Origin of the sequence: Hydrogenophaga sp., assembly GCF_025699295.1 — a bacterium.
In the GTDB taxonomy this organism is placed as follows: domain Bacteria; phylum Pseudomonadota; class Gammaproteobacteria; order Burkholderiales; family Burkholderiaceae_C; genus Hydrogenophaga.
Map to the genome: position 1 here is coordinate 93,850 of NZ_JAILWB010000002.1, position 17,370 is coordinate 111,219.

17 protein-coding genes and 1 tRNA gene are annotated in these 17,370 nt (G+C 65.7%); 5 read left to right on the forward strand and 13 right to left on the reverse strand.

Annotation, left to right across the window (positions count from 1 at the left end; genetic code table 11):
- Positions 1-2 precede the first annotated feature (2 nt).
- Positions 3-959, reverse strand: coding sequence for a FecR family protein (locus K5880_RS02035; RefSeq protein WP_297648061.1), 957 nt, complete (start codon positions 957-959; stop codon positions 3-5).
- A 287-nt stretch (positions 960-1,246) separates the two neighbouring features.
- On the opposite strand from K5880_RS02035, the gene K5880_RS02040 reads away from it, so the two are divergent.
- Positions 1,247-1,966 (forward strand): (2Fe-2S)-binding protein, encoded by a 720-nt coding sequence (locus K5880_RS02040; protein WP_297648064.1) that lies wholly within the window; start codon positions 1,247-1,249, stop codon positions 1,964-1,966.
- A 65-nt stretch (positions 1,967-2,031) separates the two neighbouring features.
- On the opposite strand, the gene K5880_RS02045 is transcribed toward K5880_RS02040, so the two are convergent.
- From K5880_RS02045 to lptF, 5 genes are read right to left on the reverse strand one after another with little or no spacing between them, the layout of a single operon-like run.
- The gene (locus K5880_RS02045; protein WP_297648067.1) at positions 2,032-3,210 is read right to left on the reverse strand and encodes a pyridoxal phosphate-dependent aminotransferase; all 1,179 of its coding nucleotides are present in this window, start codon (positions 3,208-3,210) and stop codon (positions 2,032-2,034) included.
- A gap of 4 nt (positions 3,211-3,214) precedes the next feature.
- Entirely contained in the window at positions 3,215-4,159 is a 945-nt protein-coding gene (locus K5880_RS02050) for a CysB family HTH-type transcriptional regulator (RefSeq protein ID WP_297648070.1), read from the reverse strand.
- A complete protein-coding gene (locus tag K5880_RS02055; protein ID WP_297648073.1) occupies positions 4,156-4,521 on the reverse strand; it encodes a CbiX/SirB N-terminal domain-containing protein in 366 nt (121 codons plus the stop codon). Before K5880_RS02055 ends, K5880_RS02050 begins: the two co-directional genes overlap by 4 nt.
- A 5-nt stretch (positions 4,522-4,526) precedes the next feature.
- Entirely contained in the window at positions 4,527-5,645 is a 1,119-nt protein-coding gene (lptG, locus tag K5880_RS02060) for an LPS export ABC transporter permease LptG (protein ID WP_297648075.1), read from the reverse strand.
- The gene (gene lptF / locus K5880_RS02065; RefSeq protein ID WP_297648078.1) at positions 5,642-6,766 is read right to left on the reverse strand and encodes an LPS export ABC transporter permease LptF; all 1,125 of its coding nucleotides are present in this window, start codon (positions 6,764-6,766) and stop codon (positions 5,642-5,644) included. The genes lptG and lptF overlap by 4 nt, the downstream gene beginning before the upstream one ends.
- 25 nt (positions 6,767-6,791) lie before the next feature.
- Here lptF and K5880_RS02070 point away from each other — a divergent pair, with 25 nt between their 5' ends.
- From K5880_RS02070 to K5880_RS02085, 4 genes are all read left to right on the forward strand, one after another.
- Positions 6,792-8,300, forward strand: a complete 1,509-nt coding sequence (locus tag K5880_RS02070; RefSeq protein ID WP_297648081.1) for a leucyl aminopeptidase — start codon at positions 6,792-6,794, stop codon at positions 8,298-8,300.
- 33 nt (positions 8,301-8,333) lie between these two features.
- Positions 8,334-8,768, forward strand: coding sequence for a DNA polymerase III subunit chi (locus K5880_RS02075; protein ID WP_297648084.1), 435 nt, complete (start codon positions 8,334-8,336; stop codon positions 8,766-8,768).
- Positions 8,769-8,955: 187 nt separating this feature from the next.
- Positions 8,956-10,140, forward strand: coding sequence for a branched-chain amino acid ABC transporter substrate-binding protein (locus K5880_RS02080; RefSeq protein WP_297648086.1), 1,185 nt, complete (start codon positions 8,956-8,958; stop codon positions 10,138-10,140).
- A gap of 160 nt (positions 10,141-10,300) precedes the next feature.
- A complete protein-coding gene (locus K5880_RS02085; RefSeq protein WP_297648089.1) occupies positions 10,301-10,750 on the forward strand; it encodes a hemerythrin domain-containing protein in 450 nt (149 codons plus the stop codon).
- A 25-nt stretch (positions 10,751-10,775) separates the two neighbouring features.
- Here the strand turns inward: K5880_RS02085 and K5880_RS02090 are convergent, their stop codons facing one another.
- From K5880_RS02090 to K5880_RS02120, 7 genes are all read right to left on the reverse strand, one after another.
- Positions 10,776-11,528: a 3'-5' exonuclease gene (locus K5880_RS02090; protein WP_297648092.1), complete on the reverse strand. Its 753-nt coding sequence runs from the start codon at positions 11,526-11,528 to the stop codon at positions 10,776-10,778.
- Between the two features lie 5 nt (positions 11,529-11,533).
- Positions 11,534-13,414 (reverse strand): DUF294 nucleotidyltransferase-like domain-containing protein, encoded by a 1,881-nt coding sequence (locus tag K5880_RS02095; RefSeq protein WP_297648094.1) that lies wholly within the window; start codon positions 13,412-13,414, stop codon positions 11,534-11,536.
- A gap of 10 nt (positions 13,415-13,424) precedes the next feature.
- Entirely contained in the window at positions 13,425-15,053 is a 1,629-nt protein-coding gene (locus K5880_RS02100) for a BCCT family transporter (protein WP_297648097.1), read from the reverse strand.
- A 365-nt stretch (positions 15,054-15,418) separates the two neighbouring features.
- Positions 15,419-15,508 (reverse strand) — tRNA-Ser (locus K5880_RS02105).
- 36 nt (positions 15,509-15,544) lie between these two features.
- On the reverse strand, positions 15,545-15,940 hold the full coding sequence (locus K5880_RS02110) for a DUF2237 domain-containing protein (protein WP_297648100.1): 396 nt from the start codon (positions 15,938-15,940) through the stop codon (positions 15,545-15,547).
- Between the two features lie 24 nt (positions 15,941-15,964).
- A complete protein-coding gene (locus K5880_RS02115; protein ID WP_297648103.1) occupies positions 15,965-16,882 on the reverse strand; it encodes a stomatin-like protein in 918 nt (305 codons plus the stop codon).
- 60 nt (positions 16,883-16,942) lie between these two features.
- Complete coding sequence (locus K5880_RS02120; RefSeq protein WP_297648106.1) at positions 16,943-17,368, reverse strand: NfeD family protein; 426 nt, start codon at positions 17,366-17,368, stop codon at positions 16,943-16,945.
- Between the last annotated feature and the right edge of the window lie 2 nt (positions 17,369-17,370).

Consider the following 17,370-nt stretch of genomic DNA (forward strand, 5'->3'; position numbering starts at 1 on the left):
CCTCAGCGGCTGGCCAGCGCCACGCGGCCGGCGGTCACCCCCAGCGCGGAATTGGACTGCAGGCGCCTGAGCACGGCCTCTGCATCCTCGCGCGTGGCGAGCTGGTTGATGCGCACTTCATGGCGGCCATCCCTGGCCACCATGTCAGCCGGGTACCCGGCTGCCTGCAGACGCGTTCGCAGGCCGGCAGCCTCGACCACACTGGACAGCGTGGCCGCCACCGTACGCCAGCGCCCACCCTGGAGCACGATGCCGCTGCCGGGTTGCATTTCCGCCTGGCCGATGAACTTGGCCAGTTGATCGGGGGTGGCCTGACCAGCAGGCTTCTCGGGCTGACCGGTGAACACGACCCAGAAGGCGCCGGGCTTGTCCAGGCTGATCTGCGGATGTGCTGCGCGCTCCACGGCGACCTTGCCTTCGAACACGCAGACCGCGTCGTGCGCGGCGTCGGTCATGGCCCAGAAGTCGGTGCCGCGGATACCCACGGTGGCGGTGGCCAATTCCAGGTTCAACTCGCGCCTGTTGCCCAGCGCCTTGCTGGTGTAGTCGGTGGCATAACGGAACACGCCGGTGATCAGCTTGAAGGCGCTGCGCTGTTCGCTCGATGCGTTGGTGCTCTCGCGGCGGGTGTCGATCGACTGGATCAGGAATTCGGTCTGTTCGCCGAGCTTGATCACGCTTCTGTCGTCCATGCGCAGCAGCATGCGGGATCCGTCAGCGGTGACTGCCTTGTCCTGGGCGCGCAGCTGCGCGCCGGGTTCGGCGGCGCGGCGCTGGCCGTTTCGCTCAACCCAGGCGGGCAGTTGCACGGCTTCCACCACGGCATGGCTGGCAGCGGCGTGGGCACGTCCGGTCATGCCCCAGGCCAGGCCCGCAGCAACCAGCAGTGCGCAGGTCTGATACCGCAGCGCCCTGCGGCTCGGGCCTCTGGAACGGGTAGCGGTGTTCGTGCTCTGCATGTCGGGATCTCCGGGCGGTGGCCGGTGCGATGGCGCCCGGCCTGTATGGGGTACGCGAGTATCGTGGTGCTGGATGCGCGGCGAGCGTGATATTGGTCATCGGTGTCCATGCCGGCGCGCCGGGCGTGACCCGCTTCACGCTGAAAGCGGTGGTGGGTCCCTGTCCTTTTCGCAGACCCACCGCGGCGCAGGTGTATTGCGACACTGGTTGACAGCGCCCGAACTCCTGCGTTTCACTGCATGGAGTCGGCCGCATCCGGCCGTCGATTCATCACGGGACGCTCACCATGGACCGACGTGAATTTGTGGAAGCCTGTGCTCTGGGCGGCGTCGGCTCGCTCGCTGCGATACAGGCGGTGCAGGCCTGGGCCGCGGACGCCCGGCCGCGCGCCTATGCGCGCGTGCCCCTGCTCGACGAGTTGGGCCAACCGCTCAAGGCCGCAAGCCTCAGGCCGCAGACCAACTACGTGTTTCACTACCCCTTCGAAGCCACACCGGTGTTCCTGCTCGAGCTGGGCAAGCCGGCCCTGGCCACGCAACTGCTCACGCGCGACAAGCTGCGCTACCAGTGGCCGGGGGGAGTGGGGCCCGGGCGCAGCCTGGTGGCGTTTTCCGCCATCTGCGCACACAAGCTGGTGTACCCCACGCGGGAACTGAGTTTCATCAGTTTTCGCAAGGGGGGCGCGCTGAACCCCCAGACGCCGGACAAGGGCGATGACCTGATCCATTGTTGTGCCGACCACAGCCAGTACGACCCGGCGCGCGGCGCCCAGGTGCTGGGGGGGCCGGCCGAGCAGCCGCTGTGCGCGGTGTTGCTCGAACACGATGCGAAGACCGACACGCTCACCGCCACGGGCACCCTGGGGGGGGAGCTGTTTGACGACTTCTTCCAGAAATACGAAATGAAACTCAGCCTGGAGGTGGGCCCCGGCGCGAAGCGGGCGGTGGCCGGTCCGGCAACGGTACGCGAGCTGGCCCGCTACTGCCGCAACCCCGTGAGGTGTTAGCCCCCGCGCCATACCGTTGTGAGGGCACGGCTCCCGGGAAAAGCCCTGCGCCGGATCTTTACCGCTTACAGCCGCGCGAGCCGCTTGAGCGCTTCGCTCAGGGTGCCGTCCTGCTTCGCGAAGCAGAAGCGCACCACGCGCTGGTCGAAGCCATTGCCGTAGAAGGCCGAGAGCGGAATGGCCGCGACGCCGATCTCCTTGGTGAGCCACTGGCAGAAGTCGGCCTCGGGCAGGTCGCGCTCGGGCACCGCCAGGTTCGAGATGTCCACACACTGGAAGTAGGTGCCTTCCCCGGGCAGCAGGCGAAAGCGCGTGGCGGCCAGGCCGTCGCGGAAAAGATCGCGCTTGCGCTGATAGAAAGCCGGCAGTTCCAGGTAGGGCGCTGAGCTGGCCATATAGGCCGCCAGCGCGTGCTGCATCGGCGTGTTCACCGTGAACACGTTGAACTGGTGCACCTTGCGGAACTCGGCCGTCAGCGGCGCCGGTGCCACCACCGTGCCCACCTTCCAGCCGGTCACGTGGTAGGTCTTGCCGAAGCTGCTGACGATGAAGGCGCGCGCGGCCAGGCCAGGGAAACGCGCAACGCTCTGGTGCGCATGGCCGTCGAACACCATGTGCTCGTACACCTCGTCGCTGATCAGCAGCACGTCGGTGGGCGCCAGCAGCTCCTGCAGGCGCAGCATGTCGGCCTCGTTCCAGACTGTGCCACTGGGGTTGTGCGGGCTGTTGATGAGCAGGGCGCGCGTGCGCGGCGTGATGGCGGTGGCGATGCGGTCGAAGTCGGGCCGGAAGCTGCCGGGCGTGAGCGGCACGCGCACGGCCACACCGCCGGCGAGCTCGATGTTGGGCACGTAGCTGTCGTAGCAGGGCTCGAGCACGATCACCTCGTCACCCGGCTGAACCACGGCCAGGATCGCGGTGAGAATGGCCTGCGTGGCACCTGCGGTCACGGTGATATCGGAGTTCGGATCGCAGGTCAGGCCATACAACGCCTGCATCTTGGCTGCTACGGCCTGTCGCAGCGCGGACACACCCGGCATGGGTGGGTACTGGTTGTGGCCCGCCTTCATGGCCGCGCTCACCGCATCCACCAGAGCCGGGTCGCAGTCGAAGTCCGGAAACCCCTGACCCAGATTGACCGCCTTGTGTTCGGCGGCCAGCGCCGACATGACGGTGAAGATGGTGGTGCCCACGCTGGGCAGGCGCGACGGGGGGACCGGTGTGCGGGCGGGATTCAGGATCATGGGGTTACAACTCATAGTCGTCGGGGGTGCCACTCATGGCGCGCATGATCTGGTCGCGTGTGAGGCGCTCACTCAACAACTCGGCAAAGCGCAGTACGAAGTGGCGCAGGTAGGTGCCGCGCTTGAAGGCCACGCGCGCGAGATTGTGGCCGAACAGCTGACCCGCGGGACGCGCCACCAGGTCGGGCGTCAGGTTCTCGCCGTGCATCGCCATCTCGGCCACGATGCCCACGCCCATGCCGAGCTTGACGTAGGTCTTGATCACGTCCGAGTCGATCGCCTCGAGCACGATGTTGGGCTTGAGGTGGCGCAGCGCAAAGGCCTGGTCGATGCGCGTGCGGCCGGTGAAGCTCGGGTGGTAGGTGATCAGCGGCTGCTGCGCCAGGTCTTCGAGCGTGATGCTCTCGCGTTCGAGCAAGGGGTGGTCGAACGGCAGAACCAGCACGTGTTGCCATTCGTAGCAGGGCAGGGTGACCAGTTCGGGGTAATTCGCCAGCGACTCGGTTGCCATTCCGATCTCCGCCATTTCTTCCATCAACATGCGCGCGACCTGATCGGGTGAACCCTGGTGCAGGCTGATGCCCACCTTGGGGTAGGCCTGGCGCAGGGCGGCCACCGGTCCCGGCAGCACATAGCGCGCCTGCGTGTGGGTGGTGGCAATCGAGAGCGTGCCGCTGTCCTGGGCCGAGTACTGCTCACCGATGCGTTTGAGGTTGTTGACCTCGCGCAGGATGATGTCGATGCTCTTGAGCACCTGCTGGCCGGGTTCGGTGACGCGCTTGATGCGCTTGCCGTGGCGCGCGAAGATCTCGATGCCGAGCTCGTCCTCCAGCTCGATGATGGCCTTGGACACACCGGGCTGCGAGGTGTGCAGGGCCTTGGCGGCCTCGGTGAGGTTCAGGTTGCGGCGCACCGCCTCCTGCACGAAGCGGAACTGGTGCAGGTTCATGCGGAGGTCTCCAGTGCGATTTGTGCAAGCAGGGCGGTCAGTCGTGGGTCTTCGCCCGCAGTGGGCAGCAGTTCGAACACCGTGCCCGGATGCGCCCGTGCCAGCTCGGCCATGAGCACGGGCAGGTCCTCGCGCGCGTGCTTGCCCATGCCGAAGAACAGCGGGAGCACGCGGACCCGGCGCACGTCCTGCGCCACCAGCTGGCGCGCGGCTGTGGCCAGACTGGGCTCGCAAAGCTCCAGGTAGGCGCACGACACCACAACGGACGAGTCAGTGAGGGCGATCTGTCGCGCCACCGCCTCAACCGGTTGGCACCACAGCGGATCGCGCGACCCATGGGCCAGGACGATGACTCCGCGCATTGCCGCTACCTCCGAAGCACCAGCCACCCGAAAGCGCCGAGTGAGAATACCGAATAGATCAGCGCCGGCGAAGCCGCTGCCAGCCAAGGCTGCCACTGGTTGAGGTTGCCGATGTAGCCGAACACGTTGTTGAGCAGAAAGAAGCTGATGCCGATCATCACCCCACCGAACACATAGGCGGTGATGCTGCCCGAGCGGAAATGCAGGTAGGCAAAAGGAAGCGCCAGCACCACCATCACCAGGCAGGAGAGCGGATAGAACACCTTGCGCCAGAACTCGATCTCGTAGCGCTGCGCGGTCTGACCGTTGGCCTGCAGGTGGCGGATGTAGCCGAACAGGTCGGCGGTGCGCATGCGTTCGGGTTTGAGCAGTGCCACCGACACCATCTCGGCGTTGATGCCGCTGGGCCACCGGTAGCTCTCCAGGTCCCCGCGCTGAACGCGCGCGGACGACTGTCCTGCCGTGTCGAACTCGCGGCGCTGCACCTGGCGCAGCGTCCAGGAATCGTCGGCTTCGATCTGCCCGGTGCGGGCATGCACCGTCGAGACCAGAAAACCCTGGTTGTTGAATTCGAAGATGCGCACGTTGTCCAGTTCCCCCTGCGGCGACATGGAGCCGACATTGACCGAGAAATTGCTGTACGGCTGCTTCTCCTTGAGCCAGGCACCGGTCTGACCCAGGCTGATGTTGCCCTGGTAGCGCGCCTTGAGCAGTTGCGCATTCTTGTCCGACAGTGGCGCGAGGTAGTCGCCGATGGCGAAGGTGAGCACCACGAACACCACGCCCAGACCCAACAGCGTGCGCAGCGCGCGCCACGGCCCCAGGCCGCTGGTGCGCAGGATGGTGTACTCGGAGCCCTGCGCCAGGCGTGCCAGCACGAAGACCGAGCCGATCAGCACCGCGATCGGCAACAACTCATAGATGCGGCTGGGCATGAGCAGCCCCACGTACAACAGCGCATGCGGCACTTCGTAGAACAGCGCCGGATCGAGCGCCGAGGGCTTGCCCAGCGCGGGCAGCTCGTCGACGAAATCGAAGAAGAAGAACAGCGACAGAAAGGCCAGTAGCACGAAAAACACGGCCGCAAAAACCTCGCCGTAGATCAGGCGGCGAATGGTCCTCATGCTGTGGCCCTCTCCAGCGTCTCGGCGCGCCGGGCACGCCGCGCTCTGATCCAGCCGCGCACGCTCAGATTCTGGTGGCGCATGAACATCCAGAAGGCCGTGATGGCAAGTACCCCGCCGTGCAGAGCCAGCATGTAGCTGGCAAGGCTGACCTGACCGCTGGCCACCCAGCTCTGGCCCAGATTGAGCAGGTTGTAATAGAACACGAAGGCGAACAGGGTGAAGAACAGGTTGCCGCCACGGCCAGCGCGTGGGTTGCCAGTGGTCGTGGCCACGGCGATCAGCACGAAGTTGAGGGCGGTGATCGCCAGGCCGATGCGCCAGCCGAGTTCACCCAGGTTGGCGCTGATGGGGTTGGCGATGAGGTCCCAGCTGCTGCGGGCCTTGAGTGCTTCACCGCGCTCCCGGATGGTGGACGCCCCGATCTGCGTACCGTATTCCTCGAACTCGCTCACCTTGAGGGCGCTCTGACCGGGCTCGGACTCCAGCCGCTGCCCGTTGCTGAGCATCAGGAACTGGCGCTCCCCCAACCATTCGATGCGCCCGGAGCGCGCCGACGTCACGGTTTCGCTGCCATCCTTTTCGGTGCTGGAGATGAAGATGTTGCGCCCCTCCGTACCGTCAGCGGTGTCCTTGTCGATGAAGAACACGCGCCGCCCGCTTGACGACTCCTGGAACTGCCCGGGCTCGATGCGCTCGAGGTCGCCCCGGCGTTCGAACCGGTCACGCAGGTTGTCGGTCTGCTGGTTCGCCCACGGCCAGACGAAAAACACCATGAGCGCAATCACCAGCAGAATGGGCCACGAGAAACGCAGCACAGGCCCGAGAAAGCCCCCGAGCGAGCGTCCGCTGGCGAACCAGATGATCATTTCGCTGTCGCGGTACATGCGCGAGAGCGTGAACACGATGGCGATGAACAGCGCCAGCGTGAGGATGGTCGGCATGCGGCCGATCACCGTGTAGCCCAGCACCAGCGCGATCTCCTCGGGGTTCACACTGCCACGCGAGGCCAGGCCCAGCGTGCGGATCAGCAGCATGGTCAGCACGATGGTGAACAGCACCACCAGGGTGGCCCCGAAGCTGCGCGCCAGCTCTTTGCGGATGGAAGAATGGAATAACATCGATCGAGAACAGGAAAACACGATTATGGACTTCGAACTCAAATCCCTTTCGCCCATTCAGGCGGCCTCCCAGGTCTGTGATGCCCTGCTGGTGCTGGTACCCGATGCATCGCCGGACAAGCGCGCCACCGGTGCATTGCCGGAACTTGTGGCCAGTGTCATCAGGCAAGGGGATCTGGACAGCGGCGTGGGCAAGCAGCTGTCCTGCTACCGGCCAGTGGGGTTCAAGAGTGCCCGGGTACAACTGGTGCGCGCAGGTGATGGCTCGGCAGCCTCGGTGCGCAAGGCCGTCCTGGCGGGCGTGGCCTCGCTCAAGCAACCCGGCGTGAAGAAGCTCGGCCTGGTGCTCAGCCTGTTCGGGGCCGGCGCGGATGCGGTACGCGCGGCGGTGCAGGCTTGCGCAGAGGCTTCCTATGTCTACACCACCACCAAGCCTTCGGCAAAGGCGCGCATCTTGCAGCAGGTCGTGGTGGGCGTGGGTCAGGCGAGCGCGGTGCGCGCCGGTTTCGACGCTGGACGCGCGCTCGTCACGGGGGTCGAATTCGCCAAGGAATGGGCCAACCGCCCCGCCAATCACGCCACCCCCGCCATGCTGGCTGACGCGGCGCGCAAGCTCGGGCGCCAGCGCAACATCAAGACCGAGGTGCTCGGCCCGAAACAGGTCGAGGCGCTGGGCATGGGATCCTTCCTGGCAGTGGCCAGGGGTTCGGCCGAGCCCTTGCGCTTCATCGTCATGCAATACAGTGGCGGCGCCAAGGGCAGTGCACCCGTGGTGCTCGTGGGCAAGGGCATCACGTTCGATACCGGAGGCATCTCCCTCAAGCCAGCGCCCGAAATGGACGAGATGAAGTTCGACATGGGAGGTGCCGCGAGCGTGCTCGGCACGTTTGCCGCCCTGGCGGAGTTGCAACCCGCCATCAACGTGGTGGGCCTGATCCCGAGCTGCGAAAACATGCCCGATGGTCTGGCGGTGAAGCCGGGGGACGTGGTCACCAGCATGAGCGGTCAGACCATCGAAATCCTCAACACCGACGCCGAGGGTCGTCTCATCCTTTGCGATGCGCTGACCTATGCCGCGCGCTTCAAACCGCACAGCGTGATCGACATCGCGACCCTCACCGGAGCCTGCGTCATCGCCCTGGGTGGCGTTCGTTCAGGTCTGTTCTCCACGCGCGACGATCTGGCACAGGCGCTCTACAAGGCAGGGGAAGCCGCGCAGGACCCGTGCTGGCGCATGCCGCTGGACGACGAATACGCCGAAGGCCTCAAATCCAGCTTCGCCGACATGGGCAATGTAGCGGGCCGTGCAGGTGGTGCCATCACCGCAGCCAAGTTCCTGCAGAAGTTCACCGCCGAGTTGCCCTGGGCCCACCTGGACATTGCCGGCACTGCATGGAAGAGTGGCGCGGCGAAGGGCTCCACCGGCCGACCCGTACCCCTGCTGCTGCAGTACTTGCTCGACCAGGCTGCGGCAGGCAAGGCCCGGCCAGCAGCCGCGGGCGCGAAGAAGCCCCGCAAGACCGCCAGGGGCTGACAGACCTGCAAGGAGGTTCCTGCACGTGCCACCATGACCGAAGTCGCCTTTCATTTCAATGCGCCGGATCGGGTGAGCTACGCCTGCCGGTTGTTGCGCAAGGCCTACCTGAAAGGCGCGCGCGTACTGGTGCTGGCTGAAGAGAGCGAGCGCGCGGCGCTGGATGCCGCACTCTGGACCCGTGTAGCCGGTGATTTCGTACCGCACAGTGGTCCGGGCGATCCGGCCCAGGTACAGGCCCGTTCGCCGATTCATATCGTGTGTGAGTCGAGCGAGACCCATGGGGCCTCGGTGCTGGTGAATCTGCGCGCACAGATGCCGCCCGACCACGAGCGCTTCCAACGGGTGATCGAAATCGTCACTGCCGACGAGGCCGACCGCCACCAGGCCCGCGAACGCTGGAAGCGTTACAAGGTGTTGGGCATCGAACCACAACGGCACGACCTGCAACTCTCACCCCTGGATTGAATGTCCAGGGCCGCATGCGGGGCGCTTATGCGCCATTCAGACGGGTGATGGGCTTTGGGAAAACCCTCGAACAGCCGACAGGACGCCGCGTTGCGTGATTTCCGCCGGTTTTTTGGAGTATCTTTATGGGCGTGGAGAAAAAAAAGTTCCCTCCGCATTCCAACTTCCATCCTTTCCGAGGAAAACCATGCAACTGAACATCAAACTGGCCGTCATCGCGGCGGCTGTCGCTCTTGCCGCTTGTGGCAAAAAAGAAGAAGCAGCCCCGGCTGCCGCTCCTGCTGCCGCTCCTGCGCCCGCAGCCCAGGTCGTCAAGATCGGTCACGTTGGTCCCACCAGCGGCGCCATCGCCCACCTCGGCAAGGACAATGAGAACGGTGCCAAGATGGCGATCGAAGAACTCAACGCCGCTGGATTGACCATGGGCGGTGCACCTGTCACGTTTGAACTGCTGGCTGAAGACGACGCCGCCGATCCCAAGCAGGGCACGGCCGCCGCCACCAAGCTGGTCGACGCCAAGGTCGCTGGCGTGATCGGTCACCTGAACTCGGGCACGACCATCCCGGCTTCGCAGATCTACAACGACGCCGGCATTCCCCAGATCTCGCCCTCCGCGACCAACCCCAAGTACACCCGCCAGGGCTACGAAGGCGTGTTCCGGATGGTGGCTGACGACGTGCACCTGGGCGGCACGCTCGGCAAGTACGCCGTGGAAACCCTCAAGGCCAAGAACGTGGCCGTGATCGATGACCGCACGGCCTATGGTCAGGGCGTGGCCGACGAGTTCGAAAAGGGCGTGACCGCCGCTGGCGGTACCGTGGTGGGCCGTGAGTTCACCAACGACAAGGCGACCGACTTCAACGCCATCCTGACCACCTTGAAGGCCAAGAAGCCCGACGTGGTGTTCTTTGGCGGCATGGACGCCGTGGCCGGCCCGATGCTCAAGCAGATGAAGCAGCTCGGCATCAACGCCAAGTTCATGGGTGGCGACGGCATCTGCTCCAGCGAGCTGCCCAAGCTGGCCGCCGACGGCATGGCCGACGACATGGTCTACTGCGCGGAAGCCGGTGGCGTGGAAGGCGAGCAGAAGGAAGGCATGGACAAGTTCCGCGCCGACTTCAAGGCCAAGTTCGGTGCCGACGTGCAGGTGTATGCCCCCTACGTCTATGACGCCGTCAAGGTCATGGCCAACGCCATGGTCACCGCCGGCTCGGCCGACCCGAAGGTCTACCTGCCCGCACTCAAGGCCACCAACTACAAGGGCGTGACCGGCAACATCGCCTTCGATGAAAAGGGCGACATCAAGAACGGGGCCCTGACGCTGATGACCTACAAGGGCGGCGTTCGCACCACCCTGGCCGTGATCCGCTGATCCCGCGCCCCGGTCTGATCGAAAAAGCCACCTCCGGGTGGCTTTTTCTTTGAGGCTTGTGCGGGCGCATGGCCGGACCTCGCGGCGGCGTCCTACAGCCGCGACAAAAGCGTTCCGGTAACGTGGTCCGGTACTTTTGATACGGCAACAGGAGATCCGCATGGACAACATCTACGAAGCCCTCAGGGAGAGCCACAGGACCCAGCGCACATTGTGCCGGCGCTTGCTGCGCCTCAAGCCGGACGACTCACGCGCGCAAGAGACCTTCAATGCGCTGCGCATCGAACTCGCGGCCCACGCGGCGGCCGAGGAGCGGTACCTGTACGCGCAGATCCTGTTCGACGACATGGGCTTGAAGTCGTCCCGCCACGCACTGGCCGAACACCATGAGATCGATGAATGCGTGGAGGCAATGGATGCCGTGCGCGATCAGCCCGAGGCATGGCTGGAGCACGCCAGAAAGCTCTCCCACGAGGTGCACCATCACCTGCGGGAAGAAGAGCGCAAGTTCTTCCAGCTGTCGGGAAAGATTCTCAGTGACCGGCAGAAGGCCAGCCTGGCCTCCCGCTATCGACGCGACCTGAATCGGATGCGTGAAGTGGTGGCCTGATCAGCGGGCCCTCCGGCTGACCCGCTCAGTGCCACAGCTCGCGCAGCGCGGTCTGCGGGCTGAACCGGTGCGCTACCTGGGCCTGCAGCAGTTCGGCCGAGGCCAACGAGTCCGAGAGGGCATGGTGCAGGCGGTAGCGGGGCAGACCATAGCGTGCCCGGCTGGCCGCGAGCCGGATGGACACGGGTGGGGGAGCTGGCCGCCACAGGCGCTGCCACAGGGACGGCGGCTCACGGCGGTGCAGGCGGGCCTCCAGCGCCATGGTGTCGATGACCGGAAACTCGATGCCCTCGCCAATGCGCCGGCGCAGGCCCTGGTCGAGAAACTGGCGTTCGATGTCCCGGCAGTGGACCACCATCACCTGGCCTGCCATGATGGACAGCAACTCCGCCAGCACGTCGTCCAGATCCGGCGCCTGGCGCAGCTGCTGGTGGGTGATGCCGTGAAGGGTGATCGCCTCGTCGGCCAGCGGCACGCGAGGCTTGAGCAACCAGTGTCGGCCCTGGCTGGCCCGGATGCGCTCCAGCGTCATGGGCACCAGGCCCACGCTCACGATGCCGTCGGTGGCCGGATTCAACCCCGTAGTCTCCACGTCCAGTGCCAGCAGCGGAACGTCCCGAAGCGGTGTGTCGCCGGCGACTGCGCCAGCGGCATAGAAGGCCTGCAGGCGGGGGTCGCGAGCCGCCTGGTGCAGCGCCGCAAACCGGGCCGGCCAGTCCGCCACATCGCCGCGTGCCTCTGCGGGCTTGAGGTCGCGCAACATGTCGGCGTGCAGCATGGCCCTCAGCGTGCCGATTGGTGCCGGAACTTCAGATAGTCCTGCGCCTGGTCCAGCACCAGGAAGGCATCGCGCAGACTCTTGCGCTCGAACTCCGACAGTCGCTCCGGCGACACGGTGTTGCCGGGCTCCTGATCGTTCTTCAGGTCCTCGGCCTGGGTGCGAAAGCGCACGAAGGAGAGAAACTCCAAGGCATCGTGCAGGTCGGGCCCCCGTCCTGGTGACAACACGTTGGCGCGGATGACCTCGTCCAGCCGGTCGAACGAATTGATGGCTTCGGAACCCACGGACAGCGCATGCACCCGAATCAGGTCGGTCAGCGGCGCGGTGCCTCTGCGCTTGAGGTTGATGCCCGCGCTGTGGCGACCATCGGTCTCCAGCACGAAACCCTTGAAGAAGCCCAGCGGGGGCGTGCGCAACAAGGCATTGCGTGCCATGCTGGCCAGAAAGCGCGGGTGCTGGCGCGCCAGGCGCGCCACGTCACGCCGCAGGCTGTCGGCCCACTCGGTACGGCCGTGCACGCCATCGAGGTCGAAGAAGATGCTGCTGTTGAGCAGGCCTTCGGCGCTGGGTTTTTCGATCCAGTCCTTGAAGTACGCCTGCCAGACGCGCAGCGGCTGGCGCCAGCGTGGATTGGTGGCCATCACGTCGCCGGTGCACAGCGGGTAGCCGCAGCGCGCCAGGCCTTCGGTGACGAAGCGGGCCAGGCTTTCAAAGTAGGTGTCGTGGCGGGCGGGGTCGAAGCGGTTGTCCAGTACCAGGGCGTTGTCCTGGTCGGTGACCACGCCCTGCTCCTGCCGGGCCATGGAGCCCAGCGCCAGAAAGCAGTAGGGCAGGGGCGGCGGCCCCAGTGACTGTTCGGCCAGTTCCAGCAGGCGCTGCTTGAACGCCCGCCCGATGGCGGACATGGCACTGCCGACCACGCGGGCGCTGGCATGTTCACCCAGCATGCGCAGAAAGCTGGTCCGTACCTCGGGCACCAGGGCCTCCAGTTCGTCCACGCTCTGCGCGCGGCCGATGCGGCCGACCACAAACAGACTGTTGCCGGACTCGAAGCGGATGATGTCGGCCAGGGCAACCACCCCCACGAGCCGGCTCCCTCGGGTCACGGGCAAATGGTGCACCTTGTGGCGCAGCATCAACGCCATGGCCTCGAACACCAGCCGGTTGTATTCGATGGCGATCACGTCGGTGCTCGCAATATCCACCACCGGTGTGCTCAGCGGCAGGCCCCGCGCCAGCAATCGGCTGCGCAGGTCGCGATCGGTCAGGATGCCGGCCATCCGGGCCGCGGTGCCCTCATCGGAGGCCGAAACGCCTTCCTCCACCAGCAACAGCGAGGACACGCCGGCCTCGGTCATGCGCTGGGCAGCCTCCTGCGCGCTGGCCTGCGGCGACAGGGTCACCGGCGCGCGCTCGACCAGGCTACCGACCGTGGCCGACAACAGGGTGTTGCCGGCCTGCTGGCGCGAGACCGCCTTCTGCAGCCGCGTGCGGTCCTCGATCTCCACCTGATCGGCGAAGGCTTCGTTGCCTTCGAACAACTCGGTGAACACCGGTTCGGGCAGCAGGTAGAGCAGTGTGTCTTCCTGCGCCACTGCGGGGAAGCGCACCTTCTTGCGATGCAGCAGGCCGAACTCGCCGAAGTAGCCGCCCTCGGTCAGGCGGTTGTAGAGCGTGCCGTCACGCCGATAGACCTCGACCACGCCGCTGCGCACAATGTGCCAGAACTGCGCCTCCTCACCGAATTCGACGATGCGTGTGCCCGCCTTGCAGTAGCGCACGTCGATGGTGCCGCCGATGCGCGAGAGCGTGTCTTCGTCGAGGTCCCGAAACGGCGCGTGCAGCCGCAGGAACCCGACAATGTCATGCTGCTCGTCGTCCATTCAGCGCCCATCAGGCCCTGGGTTCGGACGCCAGTCCCTTGACCACCGACACGGTGGCCACCAGCAGCACCACCGCAAACGGAAAGCCCGTGGACACGGCCATGGCTTGCAGGGCCACCAGACCACCGCCCAGAATCAGCGCAATCGCCACCAGCCCTTCAAACACGCACCAGAACACACGCTGCGGCGTGGGCGCGTTGATCTTGCCCCCAGCGGATATCACGTCGATCACCAGCGAGCCGGAGTCCGACGACGTGACAAAGAACACCACCACCAGCACGATGGCAACAAAAGACGTGATCTGAGCCAGTGGCAAGGCCTCCAGCATCAGGAACAGCTGCAGCGGCAGATCGGCCCCGGCCACGGCCTGGTAGCCGTCGTTGACCAGCTGGAGGATGGCCGTGCCACCGAACACGGTCATCCACAGCACGCAGGCCAGCGAAGGCACGATCAGCACCGAGATGATGAACTCGCGCACCGTGCGACCCCGCGAGACGCGCGCGATGAACATGCCCACGAACGGTGACCAGGAAATCCACCAGGCCCAGTAGAAGGCGGTCCAGCCCTGGGAGAAGTTGGCGTCGTCACGGCCTACGGGGTTGGCCAGCGCCGGCAGGTACTGCAGGTAGGCGCCCAGGTTGTCGAAGAAGCCGGTCATGATGGCGATCGTCGGCCCCACGGCAATCACGAACACCAGCAGCAGGATTGCCAGCACCATGTTGATCTCGGACAGCCGCTTCACACCGGCGTCCAGGCCAGCCAGCACCGAGATCAACGCGATGGCGGTGATGCCGATCACCAGCACGATCTGCGTGGTCTCTCCCAGCGGCACGCCGAACAGATGATTCAGGCCCGCAGCGGCCTGCGATGCGCCCAGGCCCAGCGAAGTGGCCAGGCCGAACATCGTGGCCAGCACTGCCAGGATGTCGATCACATGGCCAGGCCAGCCCCAGATGCGCTCGCCCAGCAGCGGGTAGAACACAGAACGGATGGTCAGCGGCAGGCCCTTGTTGAAGGAGAACAGCGCCAGGCCCAGCGCCAGGATGGCGTAGATCGCCCAGGGGTGCAGGCCCCAGTGGTAGATGGTGGCCGCCATGGCCAGGCGTCTTGAGGCATCGGCATCGCCGGCCGCGGCGCCCAGCGGCGCCCAGTCGGTCCGAACACCGCCTTCCATGCTCGTGCCACCCATGGCGCTGCCAAAGTGGGACAGCGGCTCGGACACGCCATAGAACATCAGGCCGATGCCCATGCCGGCGGCGAACAGCATCGAAAACCAGCCCAGATAGCTGTAGTCCGGCTTGGCCTCGGTGCCACCCAGCCGAACCTTGCCCAGCGGCGAGATGGCCAGGCCCAGGCAGACCAGGACGAAGATGTTGCCCGCGCCGATGAAGAACCAGTCCAGGCTGGACGTCAACCAGCCGCGCAGGGCGGAGAACATCGGCTCGGCCGCCGTCTGAAACATCAGCGTGAGCAGCACGAAAGCAATCACCGTCAGGCCCGAAATGGCAAACACCCGGTTGTGGATGTCCAGGCCGAACGGACCGACCTGCACCACGATGTTGTCCTGGCCCACCTTGTAGTCGGTGTCGATGGGATTGACCTTCCCATCGGGCTTCATGGGGTCGTTGGATTCACTCATATTTCTCCTTCCGGGGTGGGGTCAAATCTGACCTGCGGGTACCAATGCAACTGGTAGGTGAAGGTCTACACCATACGCGGTTCTCGAATGCGCCAGTTTCAGTTGACTTCTTCAGGATTCGGATGGAGGCCCGCACGAGGCCCAGAGCAGGCAGCAAGCATATCCCGAAGAGTGGCGCGGCGCCCCCGTCTGCACGGCTGAACTCAAGCGGGTGATCGGGACACGTGACATCTCCAGGGCGGCCACTGCCCGCGTTGCCGGTCAACCAAGTGCCACCCAGAAACAAGAAAGCCCCGGAACACGAGGTAAACCGGGGCTTTCAGGGCGTCTTGCGAGACATCCTGGGACGCTCTGGGACTCATTTCTGGCGGAGAGGGCGGGATTCGAACCCGCGGTGGGGATTAGCCCACACACGCTTTCCAGGCGTGCGACTTAAACCACTCATCCACCTCTCCGCGAAGCCTGCGATTGTAGCAGGCCATGGCCTGCGTTCAGGCGGTCGGACTGCCGTCGGCGGTCTTGCGCCAGGCGTGCTGCTGCAGCACCTCCAGCGGCACATGCTCCAGCGCAGCGGCGTGGGTGCTCTCAAGCACCACCGGCGGCGCCACGCCAGCCTGCAGGGCTTCGAGCCAGCGTTGCACGGCGAGACACCAGCGATCCCCGGGCTTGAGCCCCGCGAAGCGCCAATCGGGCCGGGGGGTGCTCAAGTCGTTGCCGCGTTCGCGCGAGAACTCGAGAAAGGCCTGGGTGACGCGCGCGCACACCACATGCACGCCGGCGTCGTCGGGACCGGTGTCGCAGCAGCCCTCGCGGTAGAAACCGGTCAGGGGATCGTACGAGCAGGGCAGCAATTCATCGCCCAGCACGTTGTGCGCAATGGGGGTCATGCCGGCCAGACCTTGCGAAGTGCTTCAGGACGCCTTGCCGGTAGCGCTGACCATCTTCATGGCCGAGCCGATCAGGGCGGAGACCTCGGTCATGTTGCTCGGCACGATCAGCGTGGTGGTGGCGTCGGCGGCCACCTGCCCGTAGGCTTCGACCGCCTTTTCGGCCACCTTGAGTTGCACGGCCTGCTCGCCGCCGGGTTGGCGGATCGCCTCGGCCACCTGGCGGATGGCGGCGGCGTTGGCTTCGGCCACCGTGATGATGGCGGCGGCCTCGCCCTGCGCCTTGTTGATCTCGGCCTGCTTCTCACCCTCGGAGCGGGCGATGAAGGCTTCGCGCTCGCCGGTCGCTATGTTGATCTGTTCCTGCCGGCGGCCCTCGGAGGCCGCGATCAGCGCTCGCTTCTCGCGTTCGGCGGTGATCTGGGCCTGCATGGCCAGCAGGATCTCCTTGGGTGGCGTGAGGTCCTTGATCTCGTAGCGCAGGACCTTCACGCCCCAGTTGAGCGCGGCTTCGTCGATGGCGTGGACCACCTGGGCGTTGATGATGTCGCGCTCCTCGAACGTCTTGTCCAGCTCGAGTTTGCCGATCACCGAGCGCAGCGAGGTCTGGGCAAGTTGAGTGACCGCCACGATGTAGTTGGACGAACCGTAGCTTGCGCGCATGGGGTCCGTGACCTGGAAGTACAGGATGCCGTCCACCTGCAACTGGGTGTTGTCGCGCGTGATGCAGACCTGGCTGGGCACGTCCAGCGGTATCTCCTTCAGGCTGTGCTTGTAGGCCACCCGGTCGATGAAGGGAACGAGGAAGTTCAGTCCTGGCGCGAGCGAGGCGTGGTACTTGCCCAGGCGCTCGACCACCCAGGAATTCTGCTGCGGAACCACCTTGATGGAGCGGGTGATGAAGATGACTGCGATGACGAGCAGGAGAACAGCGATTTCCATGGTGGGGATTCTCGGGTGGGTTTCTGGAGAGGAGGAGGGTACCGCAGGCGGTCGGCAGGCTCAGACCTTGTCGACCAGGAGGCGGTTGCCCACCAGTTCGGCCACGCGGTAGCTGCCAGGCGTGGGCGCGTTGCCCGGGCGCTGGATCACGGTCCATCGTGCGCCGCGGTACTGCACGCTGGCGGTGCCGTCGGCCCGCCATTCGTCGATTTGCAGAATCTCGCCCACGTCCAGGTTGACGCTGCGCATGGCGCGCACGGAAGGGTCACCCGCGCGCCGCCGCTTGATGAAGTACCAGGCGATCACGGCGGCCGACCCGACCACGGCGGCAACGATGATCTGGGCCGCCATGCCCAAGCCCGCGTGCGCGGCCAGTGCGCCGGCGACGATGCCCACGGCGAGCATGAGCAGGTAGAACGTGCCCGTGAACAGCTCGAGGGCCACCGCCGAGCCGGCCAGCAGCCACCACAAGGTTGAATCCGACATGA